General features: G+C 42.5%; 17 protein-coding genes. 9 read left to right on the top strand and 8 right to left on the bottom strand.

Going from position 1 to position 16,854, the window contains the following annotated elements:
• The first annotated feature begins 45 nt into the window (after nt 1-45).
• From NAF17_RS17735 to NAF17_RS17750, 4 genes are read left to right on the top strand one after another with little or no spacing between them, the layout of a single operon-like run.
• Nucleotides 46-1,110, top strand: coding sequence for a sensor histidine kinase (locus NAF17_RS17735; RefSeq protein WP_252759366.1), 1,065 nt, complete (start codon nt 46-48; stop codon nt 1,108-1,110).
• 50 nt (nt 1,111-1,160) lie between these two features.
• A complete protein-coding gene (locus tag NAF17_RS17740; RefSeq protein WP_067059170.1) occupies nt 1,161-1,811 on the top strand; it encodes a DUF47 domain-containing protein in 651 nt (216 codons plus the stop codon).
• A 21-nt stretch (nt 1,812-1,832) separates the two neighbouring features.
• Nucleotides 1,833-2,840 carry an inorganic phosphate transporter gene (locus NAF17_RS17745; protein ID WP_252759367.1) on the top strand — a complete coding sequence of 336 codons (1,008 nt, stop codon included), beginning with the start codon at nt 1,833-1,835 and terminating at the stop codon, nt 2,838-2,840.
• Nucleotides 2,841-2,879: 39 nt separating this feature from the next.
• Nucleotides 2,880-3,602, top strand: a complete 723-nt coding sequence (locus NAF17_RS17750; protein WP_252759368.1) for a DUF4197 domain-containing protein — start codon at nt 2,880-2,882, stop codon at nt 3,600-3,602.
• A gap of 129 nt (nt 3,603-3,731) precedes the next feature.
• Here NAF17_RS17750 and NAF17_RS17755 read toward each other — a convergent pair whose 3' ends face one another.
• The 7 genes from NAF17_RS17755 to pdhA all read right to left on the bottom strand — a co-directional run bounded on the left by NAF17_RS17755 (nt 3,732) and on the right by pdhA (nt 12,038).
• Complete coding sequence (locus NAF17_RS17755) at nt 3,732-5,039, bottom strand: energy transducer TonB (protein ID WP_252759369.1); 1,308 nt, start codon at nt 5,037-5,039, stop codon at nt 3,732-3,734.
• A complete protein-coding gene (locus NAF17_RS17760) occupies nt 5,017-5,589 on the bottom strand; it encodes an RNA polymerase sigma factor (protein WP_252759370.1) in 573 nt (190 codons plus the stop codon). Before NAF17_RS17760 ends, NAF17_RS17755 begins: the two co-directional genes overlap by 23 nt.
• A gap of 85 nt (nt 5,590-5,674) precedes the next feature.
• Nucleotides 5,675-6,370 carry a uracil-DNA glycosylase family protein gene (locus NAF17_RS17765; RefSeq protein ID WP_252759371.1) on the bottom strand — a complete coding sequence of 232 codons (696 nt, stop codon included), beginning with the start codon at nt 6,368-6,370 and terminating at the stop codon, nt 5,675-5,677.
• 15 nt (nt 6,371-6,385) lie between these two features.
• Complete coding sequence (locus tag NAF17_RS17770) at nt 6,386-8,179, bottom strand: DUF885 domain-containing protein (RefSeq protein ID WP_252759372.1); 1,794 nt, start codon at nt 8,177-8,179, stop codon at nt 6,386-6,388.
• 86 nt (nt 8,180-8,265) lie between these two features.
• Nucleotides 8,266-9,045: a M90 family metallopeptidase gene (locus NAF17_RS17775; protein ID WP_252759373.1), complete on the bottom strand. Its 780-nt coding sequence runs from the start codon at nt 9,043-9,045 to the stop codon at nt 8,266-8,268.
• Between the two features lie 243 nt (nt 9,046-9,288).
• Nucleotides 9,289-11,001: a dihydrolipoamide acetyltransferase family protein gene (locus NAF17_RS17780; RefSeq protein WP_252759374.1), complete on the bottom strand. Its 1,713-nt coding sequence runs from the start codon at nt 10,999-11,001 to the stop codon at nt 9,289-9,291.
• Between the two features lie 41 nt (nt 11,002-11,042).
• Nucleotides 11,043-12,038 (bottom strand): pyruvate dehydrogenase (acetyl-transferring) E1 component subunit alpha, encoded by a 996-nt coding sequence (pdhA, locus tag NAF17_RS17785; RefSeq protein ID WP_252759375.1) that lies wholly within the window; start codon nt 12,036-12,038, stop codon nt 11,043-11,045.
• A gap of 592 nt (nt 12,039-12,630) precedes the next feature.
• Here pdhA and NAF17_RS17790 point away from each other — a divergent pair.
• Nucleotides 12,631-13,206: a C40 family peptidase gene (locus tag NAF17_RS17790; RefSeq protein ID WP_252759376.1), complete on the top strand. Its 576-nt coding sequence runs from the start codon at nt 12,631-12,633 to the stop codon at nt 13,204-13,206.
• Between the two features lie 61 nt (nt 13,207-13,267).
• Entirely contained in the window at nt 13,268-14,395 is a 1,128-nt protein-coding gene (locus NAF17_RS17795; RefSeq protein ID WP_252759377.1) for a CapA family protein, read from the top strand.
• Here the strand turns inward: NAF17_RS17795 and NAF17_RS17800 are convergent.
• Nucleotides 14,392-14,577, bottom strand: a complete 186-nt coding sequence (locus NAF17_RS17800) for a hypothetical protein (RefSeq protein WP_252759378.1) — start codon at nt 14,575-14,577, stop codon at nt 14,392-14,394. The genes NAF17_RS17795 and NAF17_RS17800 overlap by 4 nt on opposite strands.
• Before the next feature lie 295 nt (nt 14,578-14,872).
• Between NAF17_RS17800 and NAF17_RS17805 the strand changes: the two genes are divergently transcribed.
• From NAF17_RS17805 to frr, 3 genes are all read left to right on the top strand, one after another.
• Complete coding sequence (locus tag NAF17_RS17805) at nt 14,873-15,325, top strand: 3-oxoacyl-ACP synthase (RefSeq protein ID WP_252759379.1); 453 nt, start codon at nt 14,873-14,875, stop codon at nt 15,323-15,325.
• 146 nt (nt 15,326-15,471) lie between these two features.
• Nucleotides 15,472-15,876, top strand: coding sequence for an RNA-binding regulator (rbp, locus tag NAF17_RS17810; protein ID WP_252759380.1), 405 nt, complete (start codon nt 15,472-15,474; stop codon nt 15,874-15,876).
• Between the two features lie 286 nt (nt 15,877-16,162).
• Nucleotides 16,163-16,726, top strand: a complete 564-nt coding sequence (frr, locus tag NAF17_RS17815) for a ribosome recycling factor (protein WP_252759381.1) — start codon at nt 16,163-16,165, stop codon at nt 16,724-16,726.
• The last annotated feature ends 128 nt before the right edge of the window (nt 16,727-16,854 follow it).

The raw sequence follows: 16,854 nt of genomic DNA on the forward strand, positions 1-16,854 counted from the left end.
GCTTCTGTGTTAATTATAACCGTTTACAAATAGTAACTTTATACTATGAAATTGCGCGTATTGATCCTGATTAACGCTGCCGCCGTTGCCATCACCTTATCGGCAGTAAATTACTACTTTCAGCACAAGTGGTACGATGTAATGATAACCTTCCTGGTTACCTTCATTACCAGTTATATTGTTTTTTACTACCTGATAGAGAAATACATCTACTCAAAAATTAAGCTTATTTATAAGCTTATCCATAACCTTAAACTTGGCCGCGACCTACGCGACGCGCTTGGCGAACACGTAAGCGCCGACCCTATAAACGATGTTGAGCAGGAAGTAAAAGAGTGGGCCAAGCAAAAGAAAAGCGAGATCGACGACCTTAAAAAACAGGAAAAATTCCGCAGGGATTTCCTTTCTAATATCTCACACGAGTTTAAAACCCCCCTTTTTGCTATACAGGGATATATAGAAGCTTTGCAGGACGATGAATTGGAAGATAAACAACTCGCCTTGCAATTCCTCGAAAAAGCATCAAAAAATGTTGACCGTTTAAGCTACCTGATCAACGACCTGGATGAGATCTCGAAGCTGGAATCAGGTGAGATACCTATTAATTACAGCAAGTTTAAAATTAACGACCTCATCAAAGAGGTTTTTGAATCTTTGGAATTAAAATCCACACAGCACAATATTAAATTAACGTTTAAACAAAAATATGACGACGGCATATTTGTTAACGCCGACCGTGAAAAAATACGCCAGGTGTTGGTGAACCTGATAGATAATTCCTTTAAATATGGCAAAGAGGGTGGCGATACCTCGGTGAGCACCTTTACCCTCCACGAGCAGGTATTGGTGGAAGTTACCGATGATGGTATAGGCATCGAAGAAAAGTTCCTGCCGCGCTTATTTGAAAGGTTTTACCGTACAGACACCAGCCGTTCCAGGCAAATTGGCGGCTCGGGTTTGGGGCTGGCTATTGTTAAGCATATTGTGGAAGCGCACCAGCAAACCATTAATGTACGCAGCACCGAGGGCATGGGATCGACCTTTGGCTTCACGTTGCAAATTGCCAAACAAACTTTACCCTTCCCAAATATACCAGTGTTAAAAAATTAACATTAACTTAACATTGCAACTGTACCTTTATCGAAATTTTACGAACCAAGATGTCACTTAACAGTATATTCCAGTATTTTGTACCAAAGGATAAAAAAACGTTCTTCCCGCTTTTTGAGCAGGCAGCAAGTAATGTTGTAAGCATGGCAACCATTTTGGTTGAAGCCGTTAACTCGGTTAACCCTGCCACCCGCGAAGAACTTTTCAGGCAGATTGATAAGTTAGAGAATAAGGGCGATGAGCTTACCCACCAGATTTATCTTGAACTTGGAAAAAACTTTATCACCCCTTTCGATCGTGAGGATATCCATGCTTTAGCTACCGCTATTGATGATATTGCCGATTATATCCATGGCGCGGCTAACCGTATGCTGCTTTACAGGATAGATGATTTTAACGAGCACATCCGTAAATTATCTGAACTGATACTACAGGCCGGTACTGATCTTGAAAAAGCAGTACGCGAATTGAAAGACTTACGTAACGTACGCGCCATTGCAGATTCTTGCATCCGCATAAACAGTGTAGAAAACCAGGCCGATTACGTTTTTGACCGCGCCGTTGCCGATTTGTTTCTTTACGAAACAGATGCTATACGCCTGATCAAATATAAAGAGATTTTAGCCGCGCTTGAAACCGCTACAGACATGTGTGAAGATGCCGCTAACGTGATGGAATCTATACTTATAAAAAACGCCTAAGCATAATTTATATCCTTCTAAATGGTTACTACCCTACTTGTTGCTGTAATTGCCCTGGCGCTTATTTTTGATTACACTAATGGTTTTCATGATGCGGCCAACTCTATAGCTACTATTGTATCAACCAAGGTGCTAACGCCCTTCCAGGCGGTATTGCTTGCTGCTGTATTTAATTTTGCCGCTTACTTTTTTATTAAAGACCATAAAGTAGCCAACACGGTTGCTAAAACTGTTCACGAAGAATTCATCACCCTGCACGTTGTACTGGCCGGCCTTATCGCCGCCATCACCTGGAATTTAACTACCTGGTGGTTTGGGATTCCTTCCAGTTCATCGCACACTCTTATTGGTGGTTTTGCAGGCGCGGGTATAACCAATGCACTATTTATGGGCCAGCCTGCTATGGCTGCCATTAACTCTGTTTATATTATCAAGATCGTTGCCTATATCGTATTGGCGCCTTTTATTGGTTTATTCATTGCTTACTTTATAACCATTTTTATCCTGCATGTTTGTAAAAAGGCCAAGCCGGTTACGGCCGAGCGTTGGTTTAAGAGGCTACAGCTGGTATCTGCTGCGGCATTAAGTTTTGCGCATGGAACTAATGATGCCCAAAAAGTAATGGGTATCTTATATGTAAGTTTAGTGGCGGCGAAGGTTGTGAACAGCGGCGCGCCGATGCCCGAGTGGATCCCACTGTCTTGTTACACTGCAATATCATTAGGTACCATGTCTGGCGGTTGGAAGATCGTGAAAACTATGGGTTCTAAGATCACCAAGATAACCCCTTTAGAGGGTGTAGCGGCTGAAACTGCCGGTGCGATAACCTTATTTATTACCGAGCATTTTGCTATCCCGGTTTCAACTACGCATACTATTACAGGCTCTATCATTGGGGTTGGGTTAACAAAACGTGTGTCGGCAGTGCGCTGGGGTGTTACCATAAACCTGGTTTGGGCATGGATAATTACCATCCCTATTTCGGCACTTATTGCCGGCCTTATGTTTATGTTGGTAAGGCACATCTAATACCTGCATTACTGGCAGTAAATTTGCTTACTTTATAGTATGAAAAAATCGCTTATCCTTATCCCGTTCCTGTTCATTTTATTTTGCAGCTGCGATACGCTTAGCCAGGTTGCTCAAACCACGGTAAACCAGTTGGGTAACCCCACTAACCTCGAAATTAACAACGGCCTTAAACAAGCCCTTGAAATAGGTACCGGCAAAAGTTCAGACCAGCTATCGGCTGTAAATGGTTTCTTTGGCAATGCCGCTATTAAAATACTTTTTCCGCCCGAGGCACTAAAGGTTGAGAAAACACTGCGTAGCATTGGCTTGGGCAAATTAGCAGATAACGTTATCCTTTCCCTTAACCGTGCAGCAGAAGATGCCGCAGGCAAAGCAAAACCAATTTTTGTTAACGCCATTAAACAAATGACCCTAACGGATGTAACCAACATCCTTTTAGGAAATAAAGATGCTGCCACCCAATACTTCAAACGCAGCACCACTATGGCATTGGCCGCTGGCTTTAAACCGGTTATAGAAACCAGCTTAAACAAAGTGGGCGCAACAAAATATTACACTGATGCTGCAAACGCCTATAACAAAGTGCCATTTGTAAGCAAAGTAAACCCGGATATAAGCGATTACGTTACCCAACGCGCTATCGAGGGGCTGTTTGTAGAAATTGCCCAGGAAGAACTAAACATTCGCCAAAACTTTGGTGCACGTACCACACCGCTATTACAAAAGGTATTTGGTTATTACGATAAGAATAAGAAGTAATACGTTTTTACCTGATATGAAAAAGGCGATAGGTTTTAGATCCTATCGCCTTTTTTGGTTATTTGTAATTGCGCTAAGCAACACCGTCATTGCAAGATACGAAGCAATGACGCACGGAGAAATTGCCGCCTACTTATGAAACTCCACCTTAACTTTCACATCTTCAGCTTTACCAGAGCTATTACCAACCCAACCCGGGCCATTTTGGATAATGCTGATCGCTTTTACATCGGCAGCGATACTTAAACCTTGGGTTATTGCAACCTCGGCAATTGATCCATTTGGGTTAATGGTTACTTTCAATTCAACCGTTCCTGCTTTACCATCCGGACTAACAGCATTCTGCAGCAGGTGTTTTCTATAATCATCCCAGCCCACTAAGGGGCGGGCATTCGCGGTTTTGGCAATATTTTTATCGGCGATAGCCAACTGCCTTAAAATCGGTGAAGTTTTATCCTTTGCCGCGGCACTATCATTATTTTTAGATGATTTGGTACCGAAAGACGAAACCTCTGCATTACCATCATCTTTCTTAATATCGGGCCTGATATAACCATAAGCATCTGCCTGGGCGGTTGTAACCGTTTTTGCATTTACCCTTCCTGATGCATCGGGCAGGGGCTGGGCGTCTTTACGGTCTATAACTGCACCTGCCATTAAATTTGGTGGCAGCCCGGCATTGGCCAATGCTGTAGGGTTATTATCAGTTGCTTTCCCGGGGCGGGTAGTGATGCCGGCACCCGCGGCCTTGCTTTTTATAACCGTAAGTTGCGATGCATTTTTGTTGATCGCTATAAATTCGCCATCCAAAACAGTATCCTGTTTTTTGTTTGCTATTATGTCCGAAGCAACCATTTCTTCTAATACACTAATAGCCGGTTCGTTTTTGGCAGCAGCAAGGCTTGCGGTGGTAATATCCTTCTGTTGAACAGCCGCATTTGCTTTTGTATCTATGTTGATTGGTGCAAATGGTTTAGCAGGCGCTTTCCTTTTAAATGCTATAGTTTGCTTTTGTGGTGTTGTAATAACCTGCTCCGCCTGTTTGCCTATCACCACCGGCGTTATATCTGCAGGTGCTATTTTCACCGGCTGGATCATGGCGACTTGTGGTAGTTGTTTATCGTTGCCGCTATTTTTATACAACAACCCTAAAACCACCGCAAAGCCTATTACGCTTGCCGCAATTGCTGTAAGCGCCCAAGGCGCCATGCGGCGCACTTTAGTTGCTGTACGGGCTTCTAATTGCTGTTGCAAGGCCGCAAGATTACTCTGCTGGTCTGTCTTTACAACACCATACCCTTCCAGCGCATCCATCAAAAAAGGATCATGCTGTGCCCGGTGCTCTAATTTATTCATAGCGCGGGCATCAAGCTCCCCGTTAAGATACTTCTGTATTTGCTGTATATCGGCCTTTTTATTCTCCACTGTTCTTTTCAAGACAAATTTTAAGGTTGCGCTTTCCGTTTTGTATGTAGCTTTTTACCTCGTTTAGGGTAAAGCCTGTTTCGTCGGCTACTTCTTTATAACACTTCTCGTCAAGGTAAAATAACTTAACGCTTTGTTGCTGTGCCGGCGTTAACTTCTCCAAACAACGTTCCAAAGCCTGCATGGCTTCTTCGCGATTCTCAGTATCAGGATGCAAAACCGGGGTAAATTCCATAAACTCATCTAAAGTTACGGTCTCTAATTTTTTACCACTCCGCAGTTGCATTAGGCAGTGGTTGCGGCTAAGCACATATAGCCATGGCCTAAACTGCTTTATTTCGTGCTGGTGTACCTTTTGCGCCAATTCCTCAAATATGGCCATCACAGCATCCTGCGCCCGTTCCTCATCCTTTAAATATTTTAAACCCACACCGTAAACCAGCGGCATATAGCGCTCGTACAGGTGGCCCAAAACTTTCAGGTCGCGGCTTTCCCGGTAGCTTGCTAATAGCTTATCGTCTGCGGTATCTTCTGGTTTAACTGGTCGGTTAAAAAACTTCATTCAAGAGAGGGTGCAAAATAATTTTTTTAAATGGCTTATGGAAATTATCTATTTGCAACCTTTTTTGGATTTTTTCGAGGTGCGATCAAACCCCGCTTAAAGCTTCGAGGTATTTATCGATATAAATCTGTTTGGTTTTAGCTTTATACTGCATAATGAAGCGGGGGTGCTCCAGCGCTACTATCTTTTTAAAAAAGCCATGCTCATTGTTCAGCTTTTTTAAAAACTTCTCGTTTTGCCCCGTACCGAAACAAAAGCACGTATCGATATAGCAGCCTAAAGCAATTTGGATTTTTATGTTATCGATAATAAACGGGGTTACTGCTGTGCATAACTCTTTGCAATCGTAATAATTATAGTTCTTTTCCTTGCCTTTGTTATCTATGGTAGTAAAGCCCAGCGGACAAAGCGAACTGATGTAAAACTTATTGTAAAAAGCTTCGGCACCACCATAAGCGTTTATTATTTCGTATACGTAAACAGATGATGGCTCATGGGTAACCTTTCCCTCGTATTCAATATCGCATTCCGACTTTAGGCGTTTAGGATCAGTAAATGGCACGCCAGTTAAACCGCTGCCAAATCTGCCGGGATTAATGCCCATGATGAGGTGGCGCTTATTATCATCGCTATAATATTTTTTATAAAACGCTGAAGATACCTGTAACGCGTTCCCCTCTTCCTCTTTAAACGGGTTCATGACCCGGATATTGGCAGGCAGTGCCGGCCCGGCATATTCCAGATGTTTATTAAAGTTTATTACCCTATCCGCGAAATTCATGAGCACATCAAAGTTTTATGGCTGCTGCATTTTTGCCCAGGCATCCATTTTGGTTTCTAAAACACTAAGCGGCATTGCGCCGTCTTTTAATACCTGGTTATGAAACTCGGCCAGGTTAAATTTAGCGCCTAATTGTTTCTCGTACCGTTTGCGCAGTTCCAATATCTTTAATGCTCCCGTTTTGTAGCCTAATGCCTGTGCCGGTGCGCCCATGTACCGTTCAATTTCGGCAATAGCGGCAGGTTCGCTAATCGCTTCGTTATCCATCGAATATTTAACCGCTTGTTCGCGCGTCATCCCTTTGGTGTGGATGGCCACATCAACTACTAAACGAATGGCGCGGTGCATTTCATCACCCAAAGCACCCATATGCTGGTATGGATCGGTATATAAGCCCAGCTCCTTCCCTAACGATTCGCAGTATAGCGCCCATCCTTCCGCATATCCGTTTTCGTTTATCAGGAAACGGCGGAACTTTGGCAGAGTGTTATTCTCCTGCGTTAACGAGATCTGGTAATGATGCCCCGGGATGGCCTCGTGTAAAAATGTCGATTCCATGCCCGAGGTGGTGTTAAATTTGGTAGCATCTACAATTGGTACGTAAAATATGCCCGGCCGTTTACCATCTGCCGAGCCTTGGTTATATTCGATAGTGGCACTTTCTGCCCTAAACGCCTCTGTTTGCTTGATAATGAATTGTGTTTTCGGCACATTGTTAAACATCTTTTTCAGGTTCGGCTCCATACGTTTGTGGATATTCTCAAAAGCGGCTAAAACATCAGCCGGTGTTTTATAAGGCATAAAACTGCGGTCGGTCCGCATGTACTCAAAAAAGGCTTTTCTATCGCCGTTAAAGCCAACCATCGTTTTGATGCTGTCCATTTGTTTACCAATACGGGCTACTTCGCTTAATCCTGTCTGGTAGATCTCTTCGGGTGTGCGGTTAGTTGAGGTTTGCTGTTTTACCAGGTAAGCGTATTTTGCCGTTCCGTCGGTAACCGACGACAAGCCGGATGTACTCCTTGATTTCGGCAGGTAAACATTTTGCAGGTAATCTGCCAGTCGTTTGTAGGCCGGTACTACAGATGTTAGGATGGTTGTTTTGTAAGCATCGGTTATCGCCTTTTTATCCGCTGCAGAAAAACTTGCGGGGATATTTTTGATTGGGTCGTAAAAGATGCTTTTGGTAGCATCGGTCACCACAAAACTTTGCATTTGCGGAATCATTTTAACCACTAATGCTTTTGGCAATACTACACCGGTTTTGATGCCTTTATTAAAATTAGCGATGGCTGTATCGGCCCATGGCGCAAACGTGGTAAGGCGTTTTTGCCAGTCGTTATAGTCTTTAACGCTTTTAAATGGCTGCGCGTTCCCACCCGATCCTAATTGCCCCATGGTTAGGGGGAAAGCATGGATCTGGTTAAACGGCATATACTCCAGGTGGTATTTATACCCATCAATATTGGTTTGTGCTTCGTAAACAAAAATATCGTAAGATAGCTTATCGTTATCGTCCAGGTCTTCGCGTTTAAAAGTTTTCACGCTATCCAGGTACGACTGATAAAAATCTTTCGCCCTTTTTAAATAATCGGCAGCGCCATCATTAGGCAACTGATCATTATAGCGGTTATCACCAATGAAGGTAGCTGATACCGGGTCGAGTTTTAAATATCCTTCATAATAGTTATCGAATAGTTTTGCGAATTGCTTATTATCGCCGGTAGCAACGGTAGTACCGTCGGCTGCTTTTTGTTTACAGGCTGTAAAAGCTGCCGCTACGCAAAGTATCAGTATTACTTTTTTCATTTCTTATGATTTTGGTGCTTAAAGCTATGTTATTTTGAAGATAATTAAGGTTGAAATTTCCGATGGCTATTATTGAACGATAATACTTAAGCAGGCTTCTGCCCAAAGATCCGGCTCAGCATCTCATATAATTCCGGGTGCTTGGTCTGGAATTGCTCGGGTTTCTCAAAAAAGTATTCGGATACCACGGCGAAAAACTCTGCTTCATTGGTGGTGGCGTAAGCATCAATATCAGAGTGCCCGGCTTCTATTTTGTGTATCTCCTGGTGCATCATGCGCACCCATGGTTCTATATACTCATGCGGCAAAAAACCTTCAGGGATGCCATCGGTAGCGCCATCTACCTTATCCAGCAGGTGCACAAATTCGTGTATGCCGGTATTTTCCTTACCGTTGTTTTTAGAAAAGCCTTTGATGAGCGCTTTGCGCGATAGTATCATTTGCCCGTTCATGTACCCGGTGCCCACCATACCCATGATGTTGCGGCCTTCGCCTTCGTTGCCTTCAAACTGAAATTGCTTGTCGAAGGTATCCGGGTACAAAAGCACATTGGTAACGTTACGGTAAGTCCAATCTCTAAAAGCGAAGATGGGGATCACAGCGCTGGAAGCCACCATCAGGCGGTCGGTATCGGTTATTTCGAGACCAACGCCTTCGATGCGTACGGCATCAAGAAATTGCTCTATCCTGTCTTCAAAGTAAAGCTTATCGGTGTCTGATAGTTTGTTGTAGTAGTCGATGTGTTGGTTAAGCAGTTTCTTTTGCGCATCGGTGAGGGTGATTTGGGTAAGGGAGCCATTTTTTCGTCTTCTCTGGAATAAAGAATAACAGATAATGACGGCGATGATGATGGAGAAGTATATCATGGTATAGGCAAGTTAATAAAAAGTCGTCATTGCGGGGAATGAAAACGAACAACCCTGTCGCCTGGCAAGAGACGCCGCGTCTCTACGAATTTGCCCTATGCTTTCAGCTTGCGACAGCTAAAAGCTGACATCATTTAGGCACAAGCTGAAAGCTTGCGCCTGTGATTTGTAAAACAAAAAGAGCGATGAGTAAACCCATCGCTCTTTTAAATTTTTCGGACTTCCGTACTACGGACTTCCGGCTTATATCATCATTCTTACCGGTTCTTCCAGTAACGATTTTAGTGTTTGCAGGAATGCGGCTGCTGATGCGCCATCTACCACACGGTGATCAGCGCTTAACGTAACCTTCATTACGTTGCCTGGTACTACCGCTCCATTTTTAACAACAGGGATCTGCTGGATGCCGCTAACGGCAAGGATACAGGCATTTGGTGTGTTAATTATAGCGGTAAACTCATCTACACCAAACATGCCAAGGTTTGATATGGTGAACGTTGAACCTTCCATTTCGGCAGGTTGTAATTTTTTAGCTTTTGCTTTACCGGCGTATTCCTTAACCTCTTGCGAAATATGGCTTAACGATTTACCATCGGCAAACTTAATAACCGGTACCAACAGGCCTTCGTCAACCGCAACGGCTACGCCAATGTGTACATGCTGGTTAGTACGGATGGTATCGCCCATGAACGATGAGTTAATAGCCGGGTGTTGTTTCAACGAAACAGCAACAGCTTTTACTACAAAATCGTTAAAGGAGATCTTCACCGGTGCAACCTCGTTCATCTTGTTACGGGCAGCAATGGCCTGGTCCATATCAATCGACATGGTAACATAAAAATGAGGGGCAGTAAACAAGCTTTCAGATAATCTGCGGCTAATGGCTTTACGCATTTGCGTAACGTTTCTTTCCGTAAATTTCTCTTCGCCTGTGTAAGTTGGCAATACAACCGGTGCTTTTGCGGCAGCAGCTGGTGCAGCGCCTTCCTGTGGTTTGGGGGTTTCTGCAGGTTTTGCAGATGGTATAAAGCTTTCTATATCTTTTTTGATGATCCGGCCGCCTTCTGCGCTGCCTTTTACATCATTTAAATTAATGCCTTTGTCTTTAGCAATTTTACGTGCCAAAGGCGACGCCTTAACGCGGCTGTCATCCTCGGTAGAACCTGTTGATTCTTGAATTGCAACCTCAGTAGTTGCCGAAGCAGTTGCAGTTTTTTCACTGCCACTATCTTCTGCTACTTTTTCAATAGTACCGTCACCACCATCAGCGTTATCTAATAATGGTTGTATGTCTGTACCTTCTTTACCTACAATGGCAATAATGCCATTCACCTGTACGGCTTCGCCTTCTTTAACACCAATGTATAATAAGGTACCTGCTTCGTAACCCACAACTTCCATGGTAGCCTTGTCGGTTGCCACATCAGCTAATGAATCATCCGCTTTTACTTTATCACCAACCTTAAAGTTCCATTTTTCGATGGTGCCCTCGGTCATGGTATCGCTTAGCAAAGGCATACGTATTACCGTAGCCGGGATGCTTGAGGTATCAACCTTTGGTTTTGCAGATGCAGATTTTTCGGCAGTTGCAGCAACAGGTTTTGAGTCTGCAGTTGCAGGTTTCTTATCATCTTTAGCAGTTGTTTCAGCTTCTTTACTTCCACTTTCTGCTGCTACTGGTACAGCACCGCCATCTAAAAGCGCTTTGTAGTCTTCGCCCTCTTTACCCAAAACGGCAATAATAGTATCAACCGGTACAGCGTTACCTTCTTCAACACCTACATAAAGCAAAGTGCCGTCCTGGTACGATTCAAAATCCATAGTGGCCTTATCGGTTTCTATCTCGGCCAAAACATCGCCCGATTTTACCTTGTCGCCAACCTTTTTATGCCATTTCGCCAATACCCCTTCGGTCATGGTATCGCTCATTTTGGGCATTTTAACTACTTCAGCCATATACTGTGATGAATATTGTTAATTTATATAAATATAAGATATTAGTCGCGGATGTACGGATAGTCCTGTTGTACATACACATCAGTATAAAGCTCTGATGCTTCCGGGTAAGGTGAATCTTCAGAGAACTGAACCGCCTCATCAACCTGTGCCTTTATCTTCGCGTCTATCTCTTCAAACCATTTATCATCAGCATAGGCATTTTTTTGAATAGCCAATTTTACTGTTTCAATAGGGTCTTTTGATTTATAGCTTTCCAATTCCTCTTTAGTACGGTATTTCTGCGGATCACTCATCGAGTGGCCTTTGAAACGATAAGTACGCATTTCTAAAAAGGTTGGGCCTTCGCCGCGGCGTGCACGTTGTACAGCCTCGTCCATTGCATTATGTACCGCAACAGGGTCCATACCATCAACCGGTGATGAAGGGATACCGTAAGGCAAGCCTAATTTATAAATATCTGTTTGGATGGTGGTACGCTCTACAGATGTACCCATAGCATAACCGTTGTTCTCACAAACAAAAATTACAGGCAGTTTCCATAGCGCAGCCATATTAAAGGTTTCTGTTATAGCACCCTGGCGCACGGCACCATCGCCCATGTAGGCAATGTTTACGTTATCGGTACCTTTATACTTTTCAGCAAAAGCAATACCCGCACCCATCGGGATCTGGCCGCCTACAATGCCATGGCCGCCGTAGAAATGATTTTCTTTGTCGAACATGTGCATAGAACCGCCTTTGCCTTTAGAGCATCCGGTTGCTTTACCATACATTTCGGCCATAATGGCGTTTGGATGGGTCCCTTTTGCTAAAGCATGTGCGTGGTCGCGGTAGGCAGTTATTAAACTGTCTTCGTGGCGAATAACAGACATAGCGCCCGCTAACACAGCTTCCTGCCCAATGTACAGGTGACAAAATCCGCGTATTTTTTGCTGACCGTATAACTGACCGGTTTTTTCTTCAAACTTACGCATCAGGAGCATAGACTCATACCACATCAGGTAGGTGTCTTTAGTTATTTCGATTGAACTCATTTATTAAATAAAGTTTCTTTGAGAACTGCAAATCTAATTATATCCTGCAAATAACCGAAACTGCAATGAATTTGTTAGCATCAATTGATTAAATTTTTGCGGATCCATTATAATGCACGCATAGTATTTTTTTAAAACACGAAATAACATTTGGATATGGTGTAAAATGTACGCTTTATAATAGGGCGAAAAGCGTGTTTATCGCAATAATCTTTTCATAAAAAATCTTCGTTTCAACGCCTATTGAATGTCGGTTTCGGGTCGAAAAAGGGTGATTTAGAGTCGGCTTTAACCCTTGCTTTATGTTATCAACTCCCGGATAAATCAAAGCTATATGCCGAACAATTATTTAAATAAGAAATAGCGCTTTATCTGAAATTAAGTTTCTGCTTGTGAAATTTAATGCGATTTAATTTACTTAATAGAAATTATTATTAACAATGGTTACAAATATTGCCTAAATCGTTATGAAAAAAAATCTCTTTTTTAATTTGGTAGTTTAAAAATATTGGATAGTTTTGTATGCAACAATAGACACAACGTCCAATTTAATATACATTTGCTGCCCTGATTCAGCAATTAAAGAGATTAAATGAAGAAAATTACAATTGCTATTGCACTATTTATGAGCGTTTTAGCTGCTCAAGCTCAAACAAAAATCATTCCGGCTCTTGCTGCAGAAAATGCCGAGCAAGAGAGTTTAGCTAAAGATTACCTTTCACAAATTATGGGTGTTGCGGTTTCTGCAACTTCAAACATAAAACTTTTCAAGTTTGTATATAACTGGATTGGCACTCCTTACCGTTTTGGTGGTTCATCCAAAAAAGGTATTGATTGCTCAGCGTTTACCAAGCAACTATACAGCGACGTATTTAACTTACCTATCCGTCGTAGCTCTCGCGATATTTTTAGCATGGTTAGCCCGGTTGGTAAAGACGACCTTAAAGAAGGCGACCTTGTTTTTTTTAAAATACATAGCCGCAGCATTTCGCACATTGGCATTTACCTTGGTAACAACAGGTTTGCACACGCGTCATCACGTGGTGTAGCCATCAGCAATTTAGACGAAGCTTACTACAGCCGTTATTTTTACAAAGGCGGCCGTTTATTAGAATCATTTAAAAGTGAATTATCTGCATCGGCTACCGATGACAAACCAGCAAATTAAACCTAAATTTAAATATCTTTAATCCTTTCACTAACCATGAAAGGATTTTTTTTGCCCCATCATGAAGACCCGGTTCATTTTATTTTTAGCTATCGCGATACTTGCAGCTGCCTGTGATCAGCCTAAAGCAAAAAAGGAGTTCAATAAAGCAGAGGCACATACGCAGGCTAATCCAACAGATACTATTGTAACATTACCCACAAATAATGTTATAACTATCGCGGCCGTTGGCGATATTATGCTGGGGTCATCCTACCCCGACAGTACCTTCCTCCCGCCCGATAGCGCAAAAACGAGTTTTAAATATGCTTTAAAGGATCTGCAAAAAGCCGATATTACTTTTGGCAACCTGGAGGGTGTGTTATTAGACACCGGCGCGCCGGTTGGTTACAAATTAAAGTTTCAGCACAAAGGGTATTTATTTAGGATGCCAATTAAGTTTGGAAGTATTATTAAAAATGCAGGGTTCGATATACTTAGCGTAGGCAATAACCACTCAAACGATTTTGACCGCGCAGGCCGACGCAGTACTATCAAGGCTTTAGATAGCTTGGGTATCCATACCGCGGGGTTTAAAAGCCATCCGTCAAAATCATTTACCAAAAATGGAATTAAATATGGGTTTTGCGCCTTTTCGCCAAACGGGCAAACGGTTTCGTTGCTTCAGATAGCCAACGCAAAAGCCATCATCAGAGATTTAAAAGCAAATAACGATATTGTGATCGTGTCCTTCCATGGCGGTGGCGAGGGTACGGATTATGAGCATGTGCCGGATTCGGCCGAGATATTTAAAGGAGAGAACCGCGGCAACCTGCGCCTGTTTACCCACGCGGCCATTGATGCAGGTGCAGATGTGGTATTAGGCCACGGCCCGCACGTTGCACGCGCAATGGAGTTATATAAAAACCGCTTAATAGCTTATAGTTTGGGCAACTTTGTAACCTATAAAGGTATAAGTGTAAGCGGGGTATGCGGCCTTGCACCATTGCTCAACATCCACATTAATTTAAAAGGGGAGTTTTTGAAGGGCCATATAACATCATACCGTCAAAACCACCTATCGGGTTTAACGCCCGATAGCCTTAACCGCGCAGCAATACGGATTAAAGCATTAACCGAGGCAGATTTTATCCGGCCCGGTTTAACTATTTCTTTAACAGGAGAGATAATTCCGACGGTTACGAATTAGGCTTCGTCTTTAGTATTGCGCACAAGGCTTATCCCTGTAAAAAAGAAGATGATGGCAATAAGGCCTACTACAATTAAAGTGGTAGCCGCGCCTGTATGTTGAATAATTTGTACGCCTGTATAAATAAGGCCAATTATACCTAATACAGTAAGTATTGCTCCGAAAGTACGTTTTAAATTCATGATGAATAATTTGCTGGGGTTAAATAATCTATTCATTAACCACTTTACTACCATTTTGTTTGCGCCCCCCATCGGGTTGTATACAAAAAGCGGAATATCATTTGTTTGTAAATTACTATAAATAGATGTATCATTTTGATATGAATTACGTTAATAGGCTTGTAAGTGCCTCGCATTTACATTGTGATAAGGTTTAGGTTGAAAGTTCCGGGCAGCAAGTGCCTGGGGCTTTTATTTTTTATAGCCTTAGCAATCCCATCCTTTTTATACATCTTCGTTTTTTTAACTATATATAATGAGTGATTTAAAAGCAAAGCTGCACACGTTGTGCGTTGCTTATGTACAAACCCGAATGCAGGCAGCCGAACAGGCTATTGCCGAAGCGCAGCAGGCCCAAAACGACGACACCAAAAGCAGCGCGGGCGATAAATACGAAACCGGCCGCGAAATGGCCCAGCAGGAAACCAACCGCAACCTGGCCCAACTGAACGAAGCAAACAAATTAATGGTGGCGCTAAACCAGATCTCGTTCAACGGATCATCCTCAAAAGCGGAAACAGGCAGCTTGATAATGACCGATAACGGCATTTTTTACCTGGCTATCAGCGCAGGTACTTTGTTATTGGATGGGAAAACTTACGTTGCAGTATCCCCCGCCTCGCCTATTGGCTTTAAAATGAAAGATAAAAAAGCGGGAGAAGAATTTATTTTGAACGAAAAAACATATCAAATACAGCAGGTTTTGTGAAAATTAAGGCTATAATTTCAGTTAAAATAGAAAATAAAAAATATAGTTTAATAAATAATTGCACAATTGATTGATTTCTATTCTATATTTGGTGTAAACAAATAAATGGACGGTAAAAAACTGTTCATTACTAAACTAATTTTTTGATGAACATATTCGTAGGAAGTCTTCCGTACTCATTAGAGGAAGCAGATTTACAAGAGCTTTTCGAAGCTTATGGTGAAGTAACCACCGTGAAAGTTATTATTGACAGAGAGTCCGGCAGAAGCAAAGGTTTCGGATTTGTTGAAATGTCTGATGACGAAGCTGCACAAAAAGCAATTTCAGGCTTAAACGGTTCTGAAATTAGCGGTCGTTCAATCGCAGTTAGCCAGGCAGAAGACAAAAAACCAGGCGATCGCAGAACCGGTGGTGGTGGCGGTGGTTTTGGTGGCGGCAACCGCGGTGGCGGTGGCGGTGGCTACTCAAGAGACAATAACAGAGGTGGTAGTGGCGGCGGTGGCGGCTACTCTAAAGATAGCAGAGGCGGCGGCGGCGGTAGCCGTTGGTAGTCTGTAAAAATTATTAAAAGCAAGGCACTTTTTTTCCACAGTGCTTTGCTTTAATTATTTTTAAAACACGCTCTCATTTTTTGTTAGCGTGCTTTTTGTTGACCTTTTTTGAGTGTTTTGGTGTTGTTATTTTGCAACGCCGGTGTATTGATATACACACCACCCATAGCTAATTAAAATACTTGCTTAATACTTTGTTGATAGGCCAATAAATTCTTTACCGGTAAAGCGGCAAATTTTAAGGGGCTTTGATACTTTTTATTATTTTTGTCAAAAATCATAAGCAATGAGCGAACTCATTAAGAAACAAGTAAATGATGCAAAAGCTTTAATGGATAAAGCGATTGATCACGCAGATAACGAATTAAACAAAATACGTGCAGGCAAAGCAAACCCATCTATGTTAGACGATATTAGCGTTGATTACTATGGCACACCAACCCCCTTAAGCCAGATAGGTAGCGTAAATACACCCGATGCACGCACTATTGTGGTACAACCCTGGGAAAAATCGTTACTACCGGCTATCGAAAAAGCTATTAAAGAAGCCAACCTGGGTTTTAACCCGCAAAACGATGGTGTTATTATCCGCATAAACGTACCACCACTAACTGAGGAGCGCCGCCGTGATTTGGTTAAGAGAGCTAAAGGCGAAGCCGAAACTGGTAAAATTGCTATCCGTAACATTCGTAAGGATGCCAACGAAAAGATTAAAAAATTAAAAACTGAAGGTGTTTCTGAAGATGAGATAAAGGTTGGCGAAGCAGAAGTACAAAAACTGACCGATGCCTACATTATTAAGGTTGACCAACTATCAGAATTAAAAGAGAAAGATATCATGACGGTTTAATTTAAACCTGATGAAAATATTGAAAAGGGGATGGCTGCAAGGTTAATCCCTTTTTTGTTAGATACTACTGTCAGTCTAAACTTGTCGAAGACCAAGACGCTTTGCTAACGGTTCGACAAGTTCATTAT

It is taken from the genome of Mucilaginibacter aurantiaciroseus (genome assembly GCF_024055595.1).
In the GTDB taxonomy this organism is placed as follows: domain Bacteria; phylum Bacteroidota; class Bacteroidia; order Sphingobacteriales; family Sphingobacteriaceae; genus Mucilaginibacter; species Mucilaginibacter aurantiaciroseus.